11 protein-coding genes are annotated in these 17,380 nt (G+C 53.6%); 8 read left to right on the forward strand and 3 right to left on the reverse strand.

Going from position 1 to position 17,380, the window contains the following annotated elements:
• Positions 1 to 10: 10 nt before the first annotated feature.
• A complete protein-coding gene (locus F0P93_RS25470; protein ID WP_150880542.1) occupies positions 11 to 2,584 on the reverse strand; it encodes a family 20 glycosylhydrolase in 2,574 nt (857 codons plus the stop codon).
• A gap of 88 nt (positions 2,585 to 2,672) precedes the next feature.
• On the opposite strand from F0P93_RS25470, the gene F0P93_RS25475 reads away from it, so the two are divergent.
• The 7 genes from F0P93_RS25475 to F0P93_RS25505 all read left to right on the forward strand — a co-directional run bounded on the left by F0P93_RS25475 (position 2,673) and on the right by F0P93_RS25505 (position 14,208).
• Entirely contained in the window at positions 2,673 to 3,812 is a 1,140-nt protein-coding gene (locus tag F0P93_RS25475; protein ID WP_150880543.1) for an acyltransferase family protein, read from the forward strand.
• An 11-nt stretch (positions 3,813 to 3,823) separates the two neighbouring features.
• Complete coding sequence (locus tag F0P93_RS25480; RefSeq protein WP_150880544.1) at positions 3,824 to 4,783, forward strand: metallophosphoesterase family protein; 960 nt, start codon at positions 3,824 to 3,826, stop codon at positions 4,781 to 4,783.
• Positions 4,784 to 4,909: 126 nt separating this feature from the next.
• Entirely contained in the window at positions 4,910 to 6,784 is a 1,875-nt protein-coding gene (locus F0P93_RS25485) for a sialidase/neuraminidase family protein (protein ID WP_225309638.1), read from the forward strand.
• Positions 6,785 to 6,918: 134 nt separating this feature from the next.
• On the forward strand, positions 6,919 to 9,348 hold the full coding sequence (locus F0P93_RS25490) for a hypothetical protein (protein WP_225309639.1): 2,430 nt from the start codon (positions 6,919 to 6,921) through the stop codon (positions 9,346 to 9,348).
• A 142-nt stretch (positions 9,349 to 9,490) separates the two neighbouring features.
• Entirely contained in the window at positions 9,491 to 11,050 is a 1,560-nt protein-coding gene (locus F0P93_RS25495) for a calcineurin-like phosphoesterase C-terminal domain-containing protein (protein ID WP_150880546.1), read from the forward strand.
• Positions 11,051 to 11,344: 294 nt separating this feature from the next.
• Positions 11,345 to 12,817 carry a CoA-acylating methylmalonate-semialdehyde dehydrogenase gene (locus tag F0P93_RS25500; protein WP_150880547.1) on the forward strand — a complete coding sequence of 491 codons (1,473 nt, stop codon included), beginning with the start codon at positions 11,345 to 11,347 and terminating at the stop codon, positions 12,815 to 12,817.
• A gap of 32 nt (positions 12,818 to 12,849) precedes the next feature.
• Positions 12,850 to 14,208, forward strand: a complete 1,359-nt coding sequence (locus F0P93_RS25505; protein ID WP_150880548.1) for an aminotransferase class III-fold pyridoxal phosphate-dependent enzyme — start codon at positions 12,850 to 12,852, stop codon at positions 14,206 to 14,208.
• On the opposite strand, the gene F0P93_RS25510 is transcribed toward F0P93_RS25505, so the two are convergent.
• Both F0P93_RS25510 and F0P93_RS25515 read right to left on the reverse strand, forming a co-directional pair.
• Positions 14,209 to 15,189 (reverse strand): Gfo/Idh/MocA family protein, encoded by a 981-nt coding sequence (locus tag F0P93_RS25510; RefSeq protein WP_150880568.1) that lies wholly within the window; start codon positions 15,187 to 15,189, stop codon positions 14,209 to 14,211. It lies immediately after the preceding gene.
• A gap of 311 nt (positions 15,190 to 15,500) precedes the next feature.
• Complete coding sequence (locus F0P93_RS25515; protein ID WP_150880549.1) at positions 15,501 to 16,319, reverse strand: HpcH/HpaI aldolase family protein; 819 nt, start codon at positions 16,317 to 16,319, stop codon at positions 15,501 to 15,503.
• A gap of 207 nt (positions 16,320 to 16,526) precedes the next feature.
• On the opposite strand from F0P93_RS25515, the gene F0P93_RS25520 reads away from it, so the two are divergent.
• The gene (locus F0P93_RS25520; RefSeq protein ID WP_114407856.1) at positions 16,527 to 17,231 is read left to right on the forward strand and encodes an orotidine 5'-phosphate decarboxylase / HUMPS family protein; all 705 of its coding nucleotides are present in this window, start codon (positions 16,527 to 16,529) and stop codon (positions 17,229 to 17,231) included.
• The last annotated feature ends 149 nt before the right edge of the window (positions 17,232 to 17,380 follow it).

Here is a 17,380-nt window from a genome sequence, read left to right on the forward strand (position 1 = left end):
AACAGGGAAACTATTTATTGTCAATCACCGTCGTCCGGCTCGACCGGCCAGCCGCATCGAAACTCTTCAGTTTGAGGGACCCCGAAACCGCCACCGGTGCCGTATACAAAGGCGATTGCGCCGTTGGCTCGGAGCCGTCGGTCGTGTAGCGAATCGCCAGACCCGGATATTCACTGTTTGCTTTCAACGTTCCGTTCTCCAGAATCGCTCCCGGCATCGGAATGCGGTAATTGTACCCGCCATTCAGAACCGCCAGACGCGGCAAGTCCTTTTGCCCCAGGGTGTTGGCAAATACATTCCAGCCCGACTGGATGGCTCTTTCACGGGCATCGCGGTTTTCGATGGTTTCCCACGGACGCTCGGTGGCCCAGGCACTTTCCACAAATCCAAGCAGTTTGGGTAGCGTGTAATACTCGAGCATGTCGCGTCCTTTCACGGTTTCACTCCAGAGTTGCGCTTCCAGACCGATGACATTTTTACGGGCTTCCGGTTTCATCTTCTCCAAACCAGTGAATACCAGCGGTTTTCCCATGGAGGTTTTGTAGGTGGTTTTGAACATGTCGAACGGCGCAAAGGCCCAGTTGGCCCGCGTGTCGACAAAACCGCCCCAATACAGGCCCGGTTCCTGCGGATCGTTGTTGTAGGCCAGGTCGAAATAGAAGTTGGTCACGTTGCACAACACCACCGGATAGCCCGCGTTTGCCAGCCGGTTGCCCAGATCCAGATCATAAATGTTGTTCCAGATGTATGGCACCACCTTGCGACCCACGAACTCGGGATTCGGAATGTATTTTCCATCTGCCGACTTGTTCAGGGCTACTTCTTCCCAGCCGTGAATTTCCAGGTTCCGCTTTTCGAGCCGTTTCAGCAGTCGGCCAAAAAAGTACGTTTGCAGATTTTTCGGGTCTTTAATCGCCGGATTTTCCTTCAGCAACTGAGCCGCCAGCGGTGATTTGGTCCAGGCACCCTCGGCCACTTCATCGCCCCCGGCATGGAACACATCCAGTTTCAAACCGGCTTCCGCGTACATTTTGGTGATCTCGTCCACTACTTTTTCGTAGAAGTGATACGTCGATTCTTTCGCCACGCTCACTACGTTATCGGTATACGCCTGTGCCGATAAATAAACGGATTTGTCATCCGGATCGATCAGCCGGTATTCGTTCGCTTCGGCCTCCTTGCCTTCCTTCATCAAGCGTTCATACCGCGCTTCCATGGCCTTGATGGCCGCCCGCGCGTGGCCGGGAAAATTCAGTTCCGGGATCACTTTGATGTGCCGTTCGTTCGCGTATTTCAGGATTTCGATAAAATCGGCTTTCGTATAAAAACCGCTGCCGTATTTCCCCTCTTCATACGCTTTCGGCCCCGATCCGTACGACGGATGCAGTACAGACGTCTCTTTGCCGGTCGTGTGTTCGCGCTGGGCGCCCACTTTCGTCAACTCCGGCAAACCGTCGATTTCGAGCCGCCAGCCTTCGTCTTCGGTCGTGTAGAACAGAAAATGGTTCACTTTATACGTGGCGAGCAGGTCGAGGATGCGCAGAATGGTTTCCTTGGTCTGGAAATTCCGGCTGACATCCACGTGCAAACTCCGGAAGTGAAACCGGGGCGCATCCTCCACCTGGACATAATTCAGGGCCACCGCAGCCGCTGGTTTCAGGTAGGTAGCGGTTGGAATCAACGCCAGCAGGCTCTGTGTGCCGTAGAACACCCCGGCGGCATCGCTTCCGGTAATGGCAATTCCGTTGCCGTCGATGCTTAGTTTATACGCTTCTTTGGCAATCCCGTTCACCGAAACCGGCCCGGTTTTGAGCACAATGCCTTTTTCGGATGGGGCGGTATTCTTGATCGTAAAGTCGGTGCCGGTCAGCCCTTTCAATTTCTGACTCAGCAACTTCGCTTCATTTTCCAGACCGGCCCCGTAGTAAATGGAAAGTTTATTATCGAGACTGAACGTTCCCGCGCCCGCTGTGATTTTAACCGGCGACGGAATGATTTTCTGCAATTGGGACGCATCGATCAGGCTGAGTGCCAGGTTGTCCTGATACCGTTTGGCCGCTGTTTGCAGCGGCATTAAATCGTTTTTTCCGCGCAACTGCTGCTCTTTTCTGGCAAAAGGCACGACGGTATATTCCGACACCTGAACGACGTTTTCTTCCTTGCCATCCTGGTCATAAAAAACAAAATACAGTCCGAGCGGAGAATCCGTATTTTTAATGATTGCTTCCGTTCCGGCATACCGGATTTCGGTCGAATCGCCGGCTGCCAGTGCAAAGCCGGTATTCGGTGTCATCTTGTACCAATCACCATTAATATGTTGAACTGTAGCCGGTTGTGGTGTTTTCGATGCCAGGATGGGCCGGGGCGACATGTTAAAAAATAGGGCCCAGTTTTTGTCAGTAAGGGCCGATTCGCCGTGATTTTTCAGAATGAACCGGGCTTCAAAACCGCCTTCGACATCGGTAAAATTGCTCACCAATTCCCAGGAAACGGCAATTTTTCCCGCTTCTTTTTCGGAGGATTTGCATCCGTTCAGCAGGAGTAAAACGGCAAAAAAAGCCGTAAGGCAAAAAAAGTTACGCATGGAAGGGGTCGTTAAGTAGCCTTAATAATACGGAATAGCGTATTAAAAATACCACTGGCTTTCAAAGACTTTTTCAACTTCCGTTTCGATGACCTCTCCAACGAACCAGTTGCCCCAGCCTGCCCATTCTCTGGAGTCATCACCAAACCGGTTGATCTCGCTTGATGCCCTGCGTGGATTTACGATTGCCGCCATGATTCTGGTCAATTTTCCGGGCGATGAAGCGCACGTTTACTTCCAGTTGCAGCACACCAAATGGAACGGTTTGTCGTTCACCGACCTGATTGCGCCGGTTTTTCTGTTCATCATCGGCGTTTCCATCACGCTGGCGTATGCCAAACGGCTGGAACGGGGCGACCCCAAAGGAGAAATGTATCAGAAAATTGTGGTTCGTTCGCTGAAGATTTTCGCCGTTGGGATGTTCCTAAACCTGCTGCCCACATTCAATTTCTCAGACATCCGCTGGACCGGAACACTGCAGCGAATTGCGCTCGTATTTCTCCTCTGTGCCTTTCTTTTTCTGAATACCAACTGGAAACAGCAAGCCTGGATTGGCGGTATAACACTCCTGCTATACTGGCTGGCTCTGACGCAAATTCCGACACCCGGCATCGGAAAAGTCATGCTGGAACCGGGGAAAAACCTCGTGGCCTGGTTCGATACGCAGTTTCTGCCGGGCCGCATGTGGCAAGGCACCTGGGACCCCGAAAGCATTCTGAGCACCATCCCTTCTGCGATTTCCGGCATCACCGGTATGCTGGCGGGCCGCTTGATGATCAGCTCATTAACCCCAAATGAAAAAGTAAATTACCTGATGACGGCTGGTTTGTTCACAGCCGCGCTCGGTTTTCTCTGGAACCTGACGTTCCCTTCCAACGAAAACCTCTGGACGAGTTCGTTCGTGTTGATCACCTCCGGGTTTGCCGCCTTGTTGCTCGGTGCAGTGTATTTTCTGGTAGATATTCTGGGAAATACGAAGGGCACAAAACCCGGCATTATTTTCGGAGCCAACGCCATCACGGTTTTTGTGCTGGCGGATGTTCTTTCCATCCTTTTCTACTACCTGAAGTTTGGCGGTCAGTCCTTAAACGAACATGGTGTGACGGCTTTAACCGGTCTGGGATTTGATCCCCGACTGGCTAGTATGCTCTATGCCCTGTTCTTTGTTTGTGTCAATTTCATACCGGCGTATCTGCTCTACCGGAAAAAGATCTTTATCAAGCTTTGAAAGCATTCGACATGAAACGTTTTCTGGTCAACTTTTCAATTCTTTGTCTGATTACTACCCTTTCGTTTGCGCAAACGAAAGGCGTTAAAAAGGTAAAAATCGGGATGTTTTCCGATGTGCACATTCCCACGATGCACGACGGCGAAGCCCGGCTGACGGCTTTTATGGACAGCATGAAAACCGCCAAACCCGACTTCATCATTGAACTCGGCGATTTTGGTATTCCCGCCGAAAAATACGCCCCGGCTTTTGCCATCTGGGATGCCTATCCCGGTCCCAAATACCACCTCATCGGCAACCACGAAATGGACGGCGGCACCTCACTCGCACAGGCACTGGCCTACCGAAAAATGCCTTCTTCGTATTATTCCTTTGATCAACAGGGCTTTCGCTTCATTGTGCTGGATGGCAACGACAAAATATCACCGGAACTGAAAGGTTATCAGGAACACATTGGAATCGTTCAACTGGCCTGGCTGAAAGAAGAACTGGAGAAGGCCACCTCCCCCATCGTCATCTTCTCCCACCAGGGCCTGGGGCTCGACGGCGTCGATAATGCCGCCGAAATCCGGGCGATGCTGGAAGCACACAATGCCCAAACGAAGAAGGCGAAAATCATCGCCAATTTCTACGGCCACATCCATTATGACCGGGCCGAAGAAGTGAACGACATCTGGTACATCTGCATCAATTCCATGTCTTATAAATGGCTGGGCGAAGAATACGGTCACGTTCGGTACAGTGATGAAATTGACAAGAACTTTAAATGGATTAAATACACCGCGCCTTATAAAGATCCGCTCTATACCGTCGTCGAAATTTCGACCGATGGCTTAATCAACATCGCCGGTAAAAAATCCGAATGGGTTGGTCCGTCGCCCTGGGATGTGGGCTTTCCTGACAAAAACAAGGCGTATGACCGACCCGAAATCCGGGCCAGAAAGCTGCGCTTTTCGCCTGTAAAACTTTAACGAAACCCCTAAATCCGTAACGACGGCCCGGCCCTAAAGGGGACTTGGACACAGAATTATCCAAATTTAAAAGTCCCCTTTAGGGCCGGGCCGTCGTTACGGATTTAGGGCTGCAATCCTAAAAGTATGACTTTCAGAAACCCTTTACCTTACATTGCATTCTTTTTGTTTTTTAGCTTTACCTCTCATTCACAAACCGGTAGCCCTGCCGAACCGGTGCGGTACATCGGTGGCGAAACCGTTGATCCGAGTGTACACGAGGGGCGTCTCCGGTATGCCATTGGCGTGGAAAGCCGCCAGACGTTGCGCGTCAATCGCGCCCATCCCGAACTGGCCGATGATCACGGCTGGACCTACAACCACGCTTCCAATCTGTGCTACTGGAACAACACCTTTTACCAGCAATACCTGAGCAACCCGGTCGATGAGCACATTGCGCCCGGTCAAACGCTGGTGATCACCTCCAAAGACGGTCGGCAATGGGGCAAACCCGAGGTCGTTTTTCCGCCATACGTTCCGCCAACCGGCGTTACCATTCCTGACAGTTCCAACGGGTACATGATGCACCAGCGCATGGGGTTTTACGTCGCTCCCAACGGTCGGCTGCTCGTGCTGGCGTTCTACGGGCATACGGAAGATCCGTTTGGGCAGGGCGGTATTGGCCGGGTGGTTCGGGAAGCTTACAAAGACGGTACTTACGGGCCGATCTACTTCATCCGCTACAGCAGTCACCCGACCCTCAACGGCATCCGATGGAACGAAACCAACACCAGTTATCCCTTCTACAAAAAAGCCACGGATACCGGTTTTCTGGACGCCTGCAACGCGCTATTAGCCGACAAACTCATGACGTTTCAATGGTGGGATGAAGACCGGGGACTCGACGGTTTTTATGGCGGCAAAAAAGCCCGGGAAGCCCTGTCGTATTACCACCGGAAAGACGGCAAGGTGGTAGCCTTGTGGAAACGGTCGCACAGTGCCCTGTCGTCTGACAATGGCCTTACCTTTTCCGATCCGGTCAAGGTGCCGACGCTCATCATGGCGGGCGGCAAGCAGTGGGGACAACGCACGGACGATGGCCGGTATGCCATTTGCTACAACCCCATCGAGATGGATGAACACCGGTTTCCGCTGGCCCTGATCACCGGCGATGACGGCATCCTGTTTGATAACCTGCTGATTGTTCAGGGGGAAGTGCCGCCCCGTCGATTTTTCGGTCGCTGGAAAGACTTTGGCCCCTGCTACGTGCGCGGCATTGAAGAAGGCAACGGCAACCCGCCGGGCAACGACCTGTGGCTGACCTACAGCATGAACAAGGAGGACATCTGGATCAGCCGGGTTCCGACACCCGTGCGGTATGCGGTGAGCGGTCCGGTTACCGATTCTTTCGACGGTTTGACCCTGAACGACGGGGTTCCCGACTGGAATATCTACGCGCCGAAATGGGCCCCGGTTTCGGTGGTCAACACGCCGGGCGCGACCGGTAAATGCCTGGAATTAGCCGACAAAGATCCGTACGATTACGCCCGGGCGATCCGGGTGTTTGAAGAAGGCACCCGCATTGAAATGAAGCTGAGAACCCGGGCTTCTCAAAACACAACCGGCACGCTGGAAATCGATCTTACCGACCGCTACGGGAACCGCCCCGTCCGGCTGCGGTTCGATGAAAAAGGGAGTATCGTAGCCACGGACGGCAGTACCGAAAAACGCCTGCAAGCGTACAAACCGGGACAATGGTATGACCTCACGTTCACAGTCAACGCCAGCCTTAAGGGAAGCTTCGATCTGAGCATCGACGGCAAAAAGGTACTGGAAAAAGCCGCACTGGCTGAAGCGGTAAAATCAATCGAACGGCTATCGATCCGGACAGGACCCTACCGTGATTTACCCAACCGGAAAACGCCCAACGAGGAGCCGGGGCCTCCCCTGCCGGGTGCCGATGAAGCCGTGACACCCGCCGTCTATTACCTGGACGATGTAACGGTTAAACCCCTCAAGTAGCCCGCGGTTTTAACCGTGGGGTATTAAACCCGAACTAAGCCCACAGGGGCAACCGTTTAAACGGTTTTGGTGGTGGAAGATAACGGAGAATTTACCCTTACAATGCTTATTTCCTAACCCTTTGAATGAATCACATGCGTACGTGGAATTTATTTTTTTCTCTGCTCATCACGCTTTCCGGCCTACTATCCATTCCGGCGAAAGCAAACCCCATCGACCTTTCCAAAGCGCAGATCTATTGTCCGGTAAAAGACCCCAGAGTGTTGCTCCGAAGCCTGGAAGTCCTGCAACAGGAAGTGGGAAAACGGAGTCAAATTCAGTGGTCCATCGTAAAGAAAATTCCCAAAGCTGGACAAGCTACCATCTTTTTAACCACCGAAAAAGAGCTGGCCGCACTTCCGGAGCCGCTTCGTTCGGCCGCGAGCAGGATGCCCGCTACCCGAAGCGAAGGTTTTAAATTGGTGATTGAGGAAAGCAACAATACTGTCCTGATTGTGGGGCATGATGCACGGGGCTTGCTGTATGGCGTGGGGCGGTTGTTGCGCAAACTGGACATGCGGCCCGGCAAAATCACGATTTCCGGTGAAGCGTCGATTGCGACCAGCCCGAAATATCCGATTCGGGGGCATCAACTCGGGTATCGTCCGAAAACAAATGCCTACGATGCCTTTTCGGTGGACCAATTTGATCAGTACATCCGGGACCTGGCATTGTTTGGAGCCAACAGCATCGAAATTCTGCCACCGCGAACGGACGACGATTTTACGAGTCGGCACATGAAATTGCCAGCCATTAAAATGATTGCCGAACAGTCCCGGATTTGCCGGGAATACGGCCTGGATGTCTGGATGTGGTACCCAAACCTGGGCAAAGATTACGTCCATCCTGATTCCATTCAGAAGGAACTGAACGAACGGCATCAAATTTTCGCCACCGTTCCGAAGCTCGATGCGGTGTTTGTACCGGGCGGTGATCCCGGCGATCTCGAGCCGGACGTGCTGTTTGCCTGGCTCGAAAAAGAAGCGGCTGTGTTGACTAAATACCATCCCAAAGCCAAAATCTGGGTCTCTCCGCAGGTGTTTCGGCCTACACAAGCCTGGTTCGACGCCTTTTTCAAGCACGTCAACAAAGACTATCCCTGGTTCGGCGGGGTGGTTTTTGGGCCTTGGGTGAAGATGACCGTGCAGGAAATCCGAAAGGTGGTAAAACCGTCGATCCCGATCCGGCATTACCCCGACATCACCCACAACTACAGTTCGCAGTACCCGGTGCCGCACTGGGATCTGGCGTGGTCGATGACCAGTGGCCGCGAGAGCATCAACCCGCGACCCCACGACGAAAAAGCCATTCACAATGCGCTCGACGAATTTGGCGCGGGCAGCATCAGCTACTCGGAAGGTACCAACGACGACGTCAACAAGTTTGTCTGGAGCGATCAGGACTGGAATCCCGAAACGCCGGTCATCGAAACCCTGCGCGATTACGCCCGTCTGTTTATGAGCCCGGACGTTACCGAAACCGTTGCGCAGGGGCTGCTTTCGCTGGAACAAAACTGGCGCGGCAACCTCCTCACCAATCAGGCCGTTTACCAGACACTGATGCAGTGGCAGGCGTTGGAAAAACAGGCTCCGCTCAAGGTCTTGCAGAACCCCCGATTTCAGATGGGCCAGATTCGGGCCTATTACGATGCCTACACGAAACGACGACTTTTGTACGAAACGGAACTGGAACAACAGGCGCGGGATATTCTGACGGATGCCGAAACGAGCGGTTCTCTACCAGCCATCAAGCGGGCGAACGAGATTCTGGAAAAAGCCTGGAAAAACCGCCTTCTGCCGGAATACCGGACAAAATGCTTTGCCCTGGCCGACTCCCTTTTCAAATCCATCGGTGCGCAGTTGACGACGGAAAAGCACGGCGCGATGTCGGGACGCGGGAATTTCATCGACAACATCGACATTCCGCTCAACGACTCACCCTGGCTACTGGATCAGATGGCGAAGATTGGGAAGCTGACCAATGAGAAAGAAAGGGTATTGAAAATCAACGAGATGCTTCACCGCACCGACCCCGGCCCCGGCGGTTTTTACGACCATCTGGGCGCTCCGGAAAGTTGGCACCGGGTGGTTTCGGGCCTAAGCTGGGAAGCCGACCCGGGCAGTTTGAAATCGCCCCGGATTGGGTTCGGCGTGGGATTGGTCGGGGTCGAATGGGTGGACGAAATCAAGGCAACGGGTTTTAAAGGACAGATTACACCCCGGGTCTGGATGAAACAGGCCAAGACATTGTATGACCAGCCGTTGAAAATCGCTTATGACGAGCTCGACCCGAAAGCTTCTTACCGAATGCGGATTGCCTACACCGGCCGGTTTCGTTCCCGCATGAAACTGACAACGGACGACGGCTCGGTGATCCACGATTTTATTCAAACCGGCGAGCAACCGATCTACGAATTTGATTTGCCGCAAGCGGCTTTGTCAGACGGAAAAGTAACGTTTATCTGGACCTGTGGAGAAGGTGAGCGCGGTTCGCAGGTGACGGAAATCTGGCTCATTCGGAAGTAATGATACAAAACCTGTAAGGTCTTGAAGACCTACAGGTTTTTGGTGGTGTCTGGTGATCCCGATAGAATCACACCTGCAAGGTCTTCAAGACCTTACAGGTGTCTGTTAGCGTTTTTTGGTAGCCCATTAATTATCTTAATGCATGAACTCTATCCTGACGGTTTCCGCCCTTTTGCTACTGCTGACGCAATTTGTCAACGCCCAAACCACCGCCACCGGAACGGTGTACAAAGACCTCAACAAAAACCGCATCCGCGACAAAAACGAACCGGGACTAGCCAACGTCTGTGTATCGAATGGTCGGGACGTAACGACAACCGATAAGTCTGGCAAGTGGCGCCTTCCGGCGGGTGACGACACTGGTTTTTTCGTCATCAAACCCGCCGGTTTTGGTGTTCCGGTCAATGGCGATCTGATTCCGCAGCATGCCTACCTGCACAAACCCAAGGGTTCGCCGACCACCCAGACGGAAGGCGTCGCCCCCACCGGACCATTGCCGAAATCCATCGATTTTCCGCTCTGGCCCCAGAAAGAGGAAAAGCAGTTTTCGGCTCTGTTGTTCGGTGATCCGCAGGCCCGGGGCATGACCGAGGTAAACTACGTCCTGCACGATGTGGTGGAAGAATGCATTGGCACATCGGCAAAATTTGGCCTTACCCTCGGTGATATCGTCGCCGACGATCCGAATCTGTTTGCCCCGATTAACGCCGGTATTGCTCACATTGGAATCCCGTGGTATACAACCTTCGGCAACCACGATTTCAACCGGGGTGCCACCGACGACCGGTTTAGTGACGAAACATTCGAGCGGTTTTATGGCCCAAGTTCCTACGCCTTCGAGTACGCTCAGGTGGCGTTTATCGTGCTGAAAAACATCTATTTCAACGCGGAGGGGAAGTACAAGGCGCACTTTGTCGAATCGCAGTTCGATTTTGTCCGCAATTATCTTTCCCATGTACCGGAAAACAAGCTGGTGGTGCTGGTGATGCACGCGCCGATTGTGATTTGCGACAACCGCAAGGAGTTATTTAAGATCATCGAAGACCGCCCTAATCTCTTTTCCATTTCCGGTCATACGCACACGATGGCGCACCTTTTCATGGATGAAAAATGGGGCTGGACGGGTGCCAAACCGCACCACCATTTCATCAACGCGACGGTTTGCGGAAGCTGGTGGGCGGGAATCAAAGACGAAACGGGAATCCCGCACGCGACCATGAACGACGGCGCACCCAACGGCTATTCCCTGCTGACCTTTGACGGCAATCAGTATTCCATCCGGTTTAAAGCCGCCCGCCGACCGGCTGATTATCAGATAAATATCTACCTACCGGAAGAGCAAGCCCAATCCGCCTGGGATACGACCCACGTCGTTGTCAATGTGTTTGCCGGATCGTCCCGCTCGAAGGTGGAGATGCAACTTGCCGGACAAACCAACTGGATTCCGCTGGCATTTACCCCCGCGCGCGACCCCGCCGTTGCGGCCATGCACCACTTAGACCCTTACCTCGACGCCACTGTTGACGGCACCAAAGTTGAAAAGTTTCTGGGCTGGAAAATGGACGAACCGGAGCTATCCAATCACATCTGGCGGGGCACCATGCCAAAAAACCTGCCAAAAGGAACCCACCGGATGACGGTCCGGACCACGGATCAGTTTGGGCAAACGTCCTCGGCCCATCGAATTTTCCGGGTAAAATAAAGGGAATAGACGAGAGAGGTGAGACTAGAGAACCGCGACGGCGGACCGTTGAGAATAAGGAGTCGATGCGTTGACAGTCTCTATTCTCACCTCTCTTGTCATATCTGGCCGGAATTTTGCTTTATTCTTCAATTAGTTGTAATATTTACTGTCGTAGGTCATTTTGCCCCTAATCCCCTGAAGGGGACTTTTAGCATCTGGAGGGCTTCGCGTCCAAGTCCCCTTCAGGGGATTAGGGGCAAAATGGTCTATGGATGTGGTAGGTCGTTTCACCCCTTAACCGTTCTGGAAAGCATGGATACGCTCACGTTAAAACATCCGAAAGTGCAGCAATTCATCAATGGACACTTTGTCGATTTCCCTGATGACCCGTATCTGGATGTGATTTCACCGCTGGACGGCTCGCTGCTCTCCACGGTTCCGCTGAGTAATGCCGAAACCCTTGATAAAGCCGTGCAGGCGGCCAAAACCGCCTTTCCACTCTGGTCGGCCATCCCGATCAAGGAGCGCGTTCAGGTGTTTTACGAGTACATGAATTTGCTGAAGAAAAACAGCCGTGCGCTTTCCGAACTGATCTGTGAAGAAGGGGGAAAAACGTTGATCGAAGCCCGGGCCGAAATTGACAAGAGCATCGAGCTGACCGAGTTTGCCTGTTCATTGCCCCAGATGATCGGCGGTGAAGTGCTGGAAGTCAGCCGGGGCGTCGAGTGCCACAGCGAACGGTATCCGCTGGGTGTCGTCGCCAGCATCGTTCCGTTCAACTTCCCGAGCATGGTGCCTCATTGGACGATTCCGAACGCGCTGGTATTGGGGAATACGATGGTGATCAAACCGTCGGAGCAGGTACCGCTGAGTGTCATGCGGATTGCCGCCCTGCTGAAAGAAGCCGGTTTGCCCGATGGCGTTTTCAACGTTGTCAACGGCGACAGAACCATCGTGGAAGCGATTTGCGATCACCCGGACATTGCGGCCATTTCGTTTGTCGGATCTACCCAGGTAGCCAAACTGGTTTACACCCGTGGAACGGCCAGTCTGAAACGCGTGCTGGCGCTGGGGGGAGCCAAAAACCACCTGATCGTGTTGCCCGATGCCGTTCCGGACATGACGGCATCCAACATCGTGGCTTCCGTAACGGGTTGCTGCGGCCAGCGGTGCATGGCGGCTTCCATCATGCTCGGCGTTGGCGAAGTCGACCACATTGTCGACCAGATTTGCGAAGAAGCGCAGAAAGTGATTCCGGGCCAGAACCTGGGCGCGGTTATCAGCCAGCAGGCCAAAGAGCGCATCGAAAACTACATCACGGAAGCCGAAAAACTAGGCGCTCGTATACGGGTCGACGGTAGAAACACCGTTGTTTCCGGGAAAGAAGACGGATCTTACGTCGGCCCCACGATCATCGACAACGTAACGTCGGATATGGCCATTGCCCGGGAAGAGGTGTTCGGGCCGGTTCTGGCGATTGTCCGCACCCAAACCGTATCGGAAGCCCTGGCCATTGAAAACAGCAATCCGTACGGAAATGCCACCGGTGTCTTTACCCAAAACGGCAGTGCAGCCCGGTACGTAGCCGAAAGAGCCAGCACCGGTATGGTGGGCATCAACATCGGGGTGCCGGTTCCGCGCGAACCGTTTTCGTTCGGCGGCTGGAATGAGTCGAAGTTTGGTGCGCTGGACATTACCGGCAAAAGCTCGATTGAATTCTGGACCAAACTCAAAAAAATCACCACCAAGTGGAACGCCGAAGCGGGCGTCAACTGGATGAGTTAACTGATCATTTCCCCTGTAAATCCATACCCCTCATGATCGCAGATTTCGCCACCGTTTCGCAGGAAGAAAGAGACGAAATTCTCCGGAATAACTTTGATTACACCCTCTTTTCGTGGTCAAAACAGAAAGGACTCAGCCCCCTGAGTATTGAGCGGGGCGAGGGGGTTTATCTTTATGACTACGACGGAACCCGGTTTCTTGATTTTTCATCGGGCTTGATGAATGTCAACATTGGCCATGGGAATCAGCGGGTTACGGAAGCGGTGGTTCGCCAAATGCAACAGGTGAGTTACGTTACACCCAGTTGTGTGACCAGGGTGCGGGGCGAGTTGGGAAAGAAACTGGCCGAGATCTGCCCCGGCAATTTGAATAAGGCTTTTTTCACGGTTTGCGGAGCCACAGCCAACGAGAATGCCATCAAACTGGCCCGTTTGTATACCGGTCGGCACAAGATTCTGACCCGCTATCAATCGTTTCACGGCGCTTCCTACGGCGTCTTTTCGGCGGGCGGTGATCCCCGGAAACTACCGGTCGATTCGCAGCAGGCACCGAATTTTGTTCACATCGACATTCCGAATGCCTACCGCTGGCCCCACGCGCCGGAAACGCTGCTGCCCGAATCGGTGGCGCAACTGGAACGCATCATTGCCTACGAAGGCCCCGACAACATGGCCGCGATCATGCTGGAAGGCGAATCAGGCACCTCCGGCTGTCTGAAATACCCGGACGGTTACCTGGCTGAAGTGCGGAAAATCTGCGATCAATACGGGATTCTGCTGATTATCGACGAAGTCATGAGCGGTTTTGGCCGAACCGGAAAATGGTTTGGCGTCGACCATGCCGGTGTCGTTCCGGATCTGATGGCGCTGGCCAAAGGTGTGACTGCCGGTTATTTGCCGCTGGGTGTGCTGATGGTTTCCGACAAAATTGCCGCCCGCTACGACGATGCGATGTTGCCGTTGGGACTCACCTACTCTGCCCATCCGGTTCCGTGCGCGGCTGCCCTGGAGGTGATCAAAATTTATGAAGACGATCACCTCATCGAGAATACCGTGGCGATGGGGAAATACATAGAAGAGCGCGTAGAAGAACTCAAGACGAAACACGTTTCCATTGGCGACTTCCGGAATACCGGTTTGCTGGGTTGCCTGGAACTCGTCAAAAACCGCACGACCAAAGAACCGATGGCTCCGTTTAACGCCAGGCCGTCTGACATGGTCGTTATGAACAACGTAGCCGCCAAATTGCGCGAACTGGGCCTCTACACCTTCGTGCGGTGGAATCTCGTCTTCCTGGCTCCTCCCCTTTGCGTAACCCGCGAGCAGATTGACGACGGATTGGCGATCATTTCCGAAGCCCTGAAAATCGCCGATGCGGAATGTTTGGGCTGATCACTTCGCCGTAATCCAATCCATAATCAAATTGGCCCGCGCTCCGGTTTCGCCCGAGCTCGGCGACTGGCCTTCACCCCGCAATTGCTGAACAATGGTCTCGATCAGGGGCTGTTGAACGTGAGGCGGATAGGGTAGATTATATTCCTCCACCCCGGCTGCCGTTTCAACTTTGATGGTAAACTTCTCGAAGAAATGGAACGTAATTTTTCCCTCAGAGCCAATCAGTTGCGCTTCGTCGATGCGCTGTTCTTTGTTCACGGTATAACACCAGCTTCCGGTGCCGAGAACGCCGGATTCAAATTCGAAATTGGCAATTACAATGTCGTCGGCGTTGTAGAGTCCGGCCTGATTCCGGGCCATTCCACGGGCGGTTTTGACCGGTCCTAAGGCAAATTCCAGAAAATCGAACTGGTGCGACGCCAGATCGTGAAAATGACCTCCACCGGAGATTTCCGGAAAAACCCGCCAGCGGGGTTTCGGATCCGGCCCCACTTCTTCCGCATACGGCTGCCAGTGCAACTGGATGTTAACCAGCCGGATGTCGCCAATCGCCTTCTGATCGATCAGTTCTTTCACCTTCAGAAAATAGGGCAACGACCGGCGGTAAAAGGCGACAAACACCGGCAAACCGGTCTCCTGCCCCATCTGGTTGATGGCGTCGCATTCTTCCCAGTTCCGGGCCATCGGTTTTTCGATGTAAACCGGTTTCCCCGTCCGCATGGCGCGAATGGCGTAATCGGTGTGCACATCCGGGGGCGTGGCAATGTAAATGGCGTTGACCTCCGGGTCGTTGATCAAATCATCGACATCGTCGTACCAGCGTGGCACGCCGTGGCGCATGGCGTAATCGGCGGCCAGTTCGCCGTCTCTCCGCATCACCGCCACCAGCGACGAATTGGGCACTTTATTAAAAGCCGGGCCGCTTTTGACTTCGGTCACATTGCCGCAACCGATGATTCCCCATTTGATCTGATCCATCATAACCTACTAAGGTTGGTAATACCGGAATTTACTGATTAGTCTATCGCTTTTTGCCCCTAATCCCCTAAAGGGGACTTGGACGTGGAATCCTCCGGATGCTAAAGTCCCCTTCAGGGCAAGGCTGTTACGTTCTTGAATTGGATCGACTAAACCGGCCATTTTGAGCCGCTTTAGTCCCCCAGCCCCCTAAAGGGGGGGGCTTGGAGCGCGAGAAAACTCCCCTTTAGGGGGCTGGGGGGCAAATTAGCGCAGAACGTAACAACTCTACCCTTCAGGGGGTTGGGGGCAAAAAAGCGATACCATTTGTCTTAAATAACGAGCGAAGAACCGTCCTCCGTTGTTGCATCGTCGCCGACGGCTTTTTTGATGCTTCCGATGTCGTGGCGCAACCGCTGCCCGAACAGCGCGACGTCGAAACTGTGCACGATGATGTTGACACCCTGCTTCACCCAATGCACCTGTCGTTCCGGCGACTGCGAAAAGTGAATACCAATGGAAAGGCCCTTGTTCCGCGTCGTTTGGATAATTTTCAGGACAGCCGCTTCAAAATCAGGGTGATCATACTGCTCGGGAATGCCTAAACTCACTGACAAATCGTGCGGACCGATAAAAACCGCATCCAGCCCCGGCACCGACAGCAGGCTGTCCAGTCGTTCCAGTGCCGGAACACTTTCGATGTTGGCGATGCAGATGTTTCCGGCGTTGTGGGCGTCGATGTACTGCTTCAGGTCGTCGGGCATCTGCTCTTTTCCACTCAGAAACCGGGCCAGTCGTTCGCCTTTCAATGGCCGGTATTTCGTGGCACCCACCAGATCAATGATCTGATCGACCGATTCGAGATACGGCGCAATCACCCCCACCGCCCCGCCGTCGATCACCTGACAGGCCAGATACGGATCAGGTTTCGGAATGCGGACGATGGGCGTAATGTGGTAGGCCCGGAAAATCTGGCACAGACGGGCCAGCTCGGCCCGGTCCAGCGGAATGTGTTCGGTATCCAGAAAAACGAAGTCGAGACCGGCGCGTTGCAGCGTCACCGGCCACATGGGTGCCGTGGAGGTGATGCAGGTACCGTAGACGTTATGCCCGTTTTTTAATTTCTGAAGTAACGTTGAATGCGACGCCATGATCTTCTTTTTTTCAAATGTGGTGTGAACCGGCCCTTCTCATCTGACCGCACACGTATACTACGACACAGTCTGCAATTCCGACTATTTTGCAGGGAATTATTTATAGAATAGTGGCCTTTTTTGCAAAAAAATGAGTAGTCATGGAGAAAAAAATGCTATTAGTACGTAGCTCCCCTTTTACACAACCTTCATTCAATTCCGTTAATGAAACCCATTGTTCAAATTTCCCTCGACCTCACCAACATCGATGAAGCCCTCGAAACCGCAGCGCTGGCCATGCGTGCCGGGGTCGATTGGCTCGAAGCCGGCACCCCGCTCATTCTGGCGGAAGGCTTGCACGGTGTCCGAAAATTACGGGAAGCCTTCCCGAATGTTCCGATTGTTGCCGATCTGAAAACGATGGACGGCGGCTACCTGGAGGTCGAGATGATGGCGAAAGCCGGGGCCACGCACGTGGTGGTGATGGCCCGTGCGCATGCCGAAACCATCAAATGCGTTGTGAAAGCTGGCCGTGATTTTGGCGCACAGGTAATGGGTGACAACATGGTTTGTCCGGACATGATCGAAGGGGCGCGCTGGCTCGAAGACCTGGGGTGTGACTTCATCATTCACCACATCGGCTACGACGAACGCCGGGGCATTGCCGCCCAGGGACACCGGATGCCCAGCCCGCTCGACCAGTTGCGCGAGGTGGTTCAGGCGGTGAAGATTCCGGTGCAGGCCGTCGGGGGACTCTCGCTCGAACAGGCCATTCGCTGTCCGGAATTTGGCGCTCCGCTGGTGGTGTTGGGTGCGCCCCTGACCATCGATGCTGATTCGTTCAAAACCGCCGATGGCGATCTGGAAAGCTCGCTGCGGCTGATTTGCGAAAAGATCCACGCCTACGGCGATGTGGTGGTTGGAAGATAAAAAATGCCTCCAGCCCCTTATTGATTAAAATTTAACATGAACTATGAGTTTATGCCCTTGCCTTCAGTTGTTTAAGTGCCAGCGGCACGTAATGTTAATAGCAAATGGGTATTCTGAGCACTCCAGGCGTGCCGGAGGTACGCAATATA

The sequence above is a fragment of the Larkinella humicola genome (assembly GCF_008727875.1).
GTDB lineage: Bacteria > Bacteroidota > Bacteroidia > Cytophagales > Spirosomataceae > Larkinella > Larkinella humicola.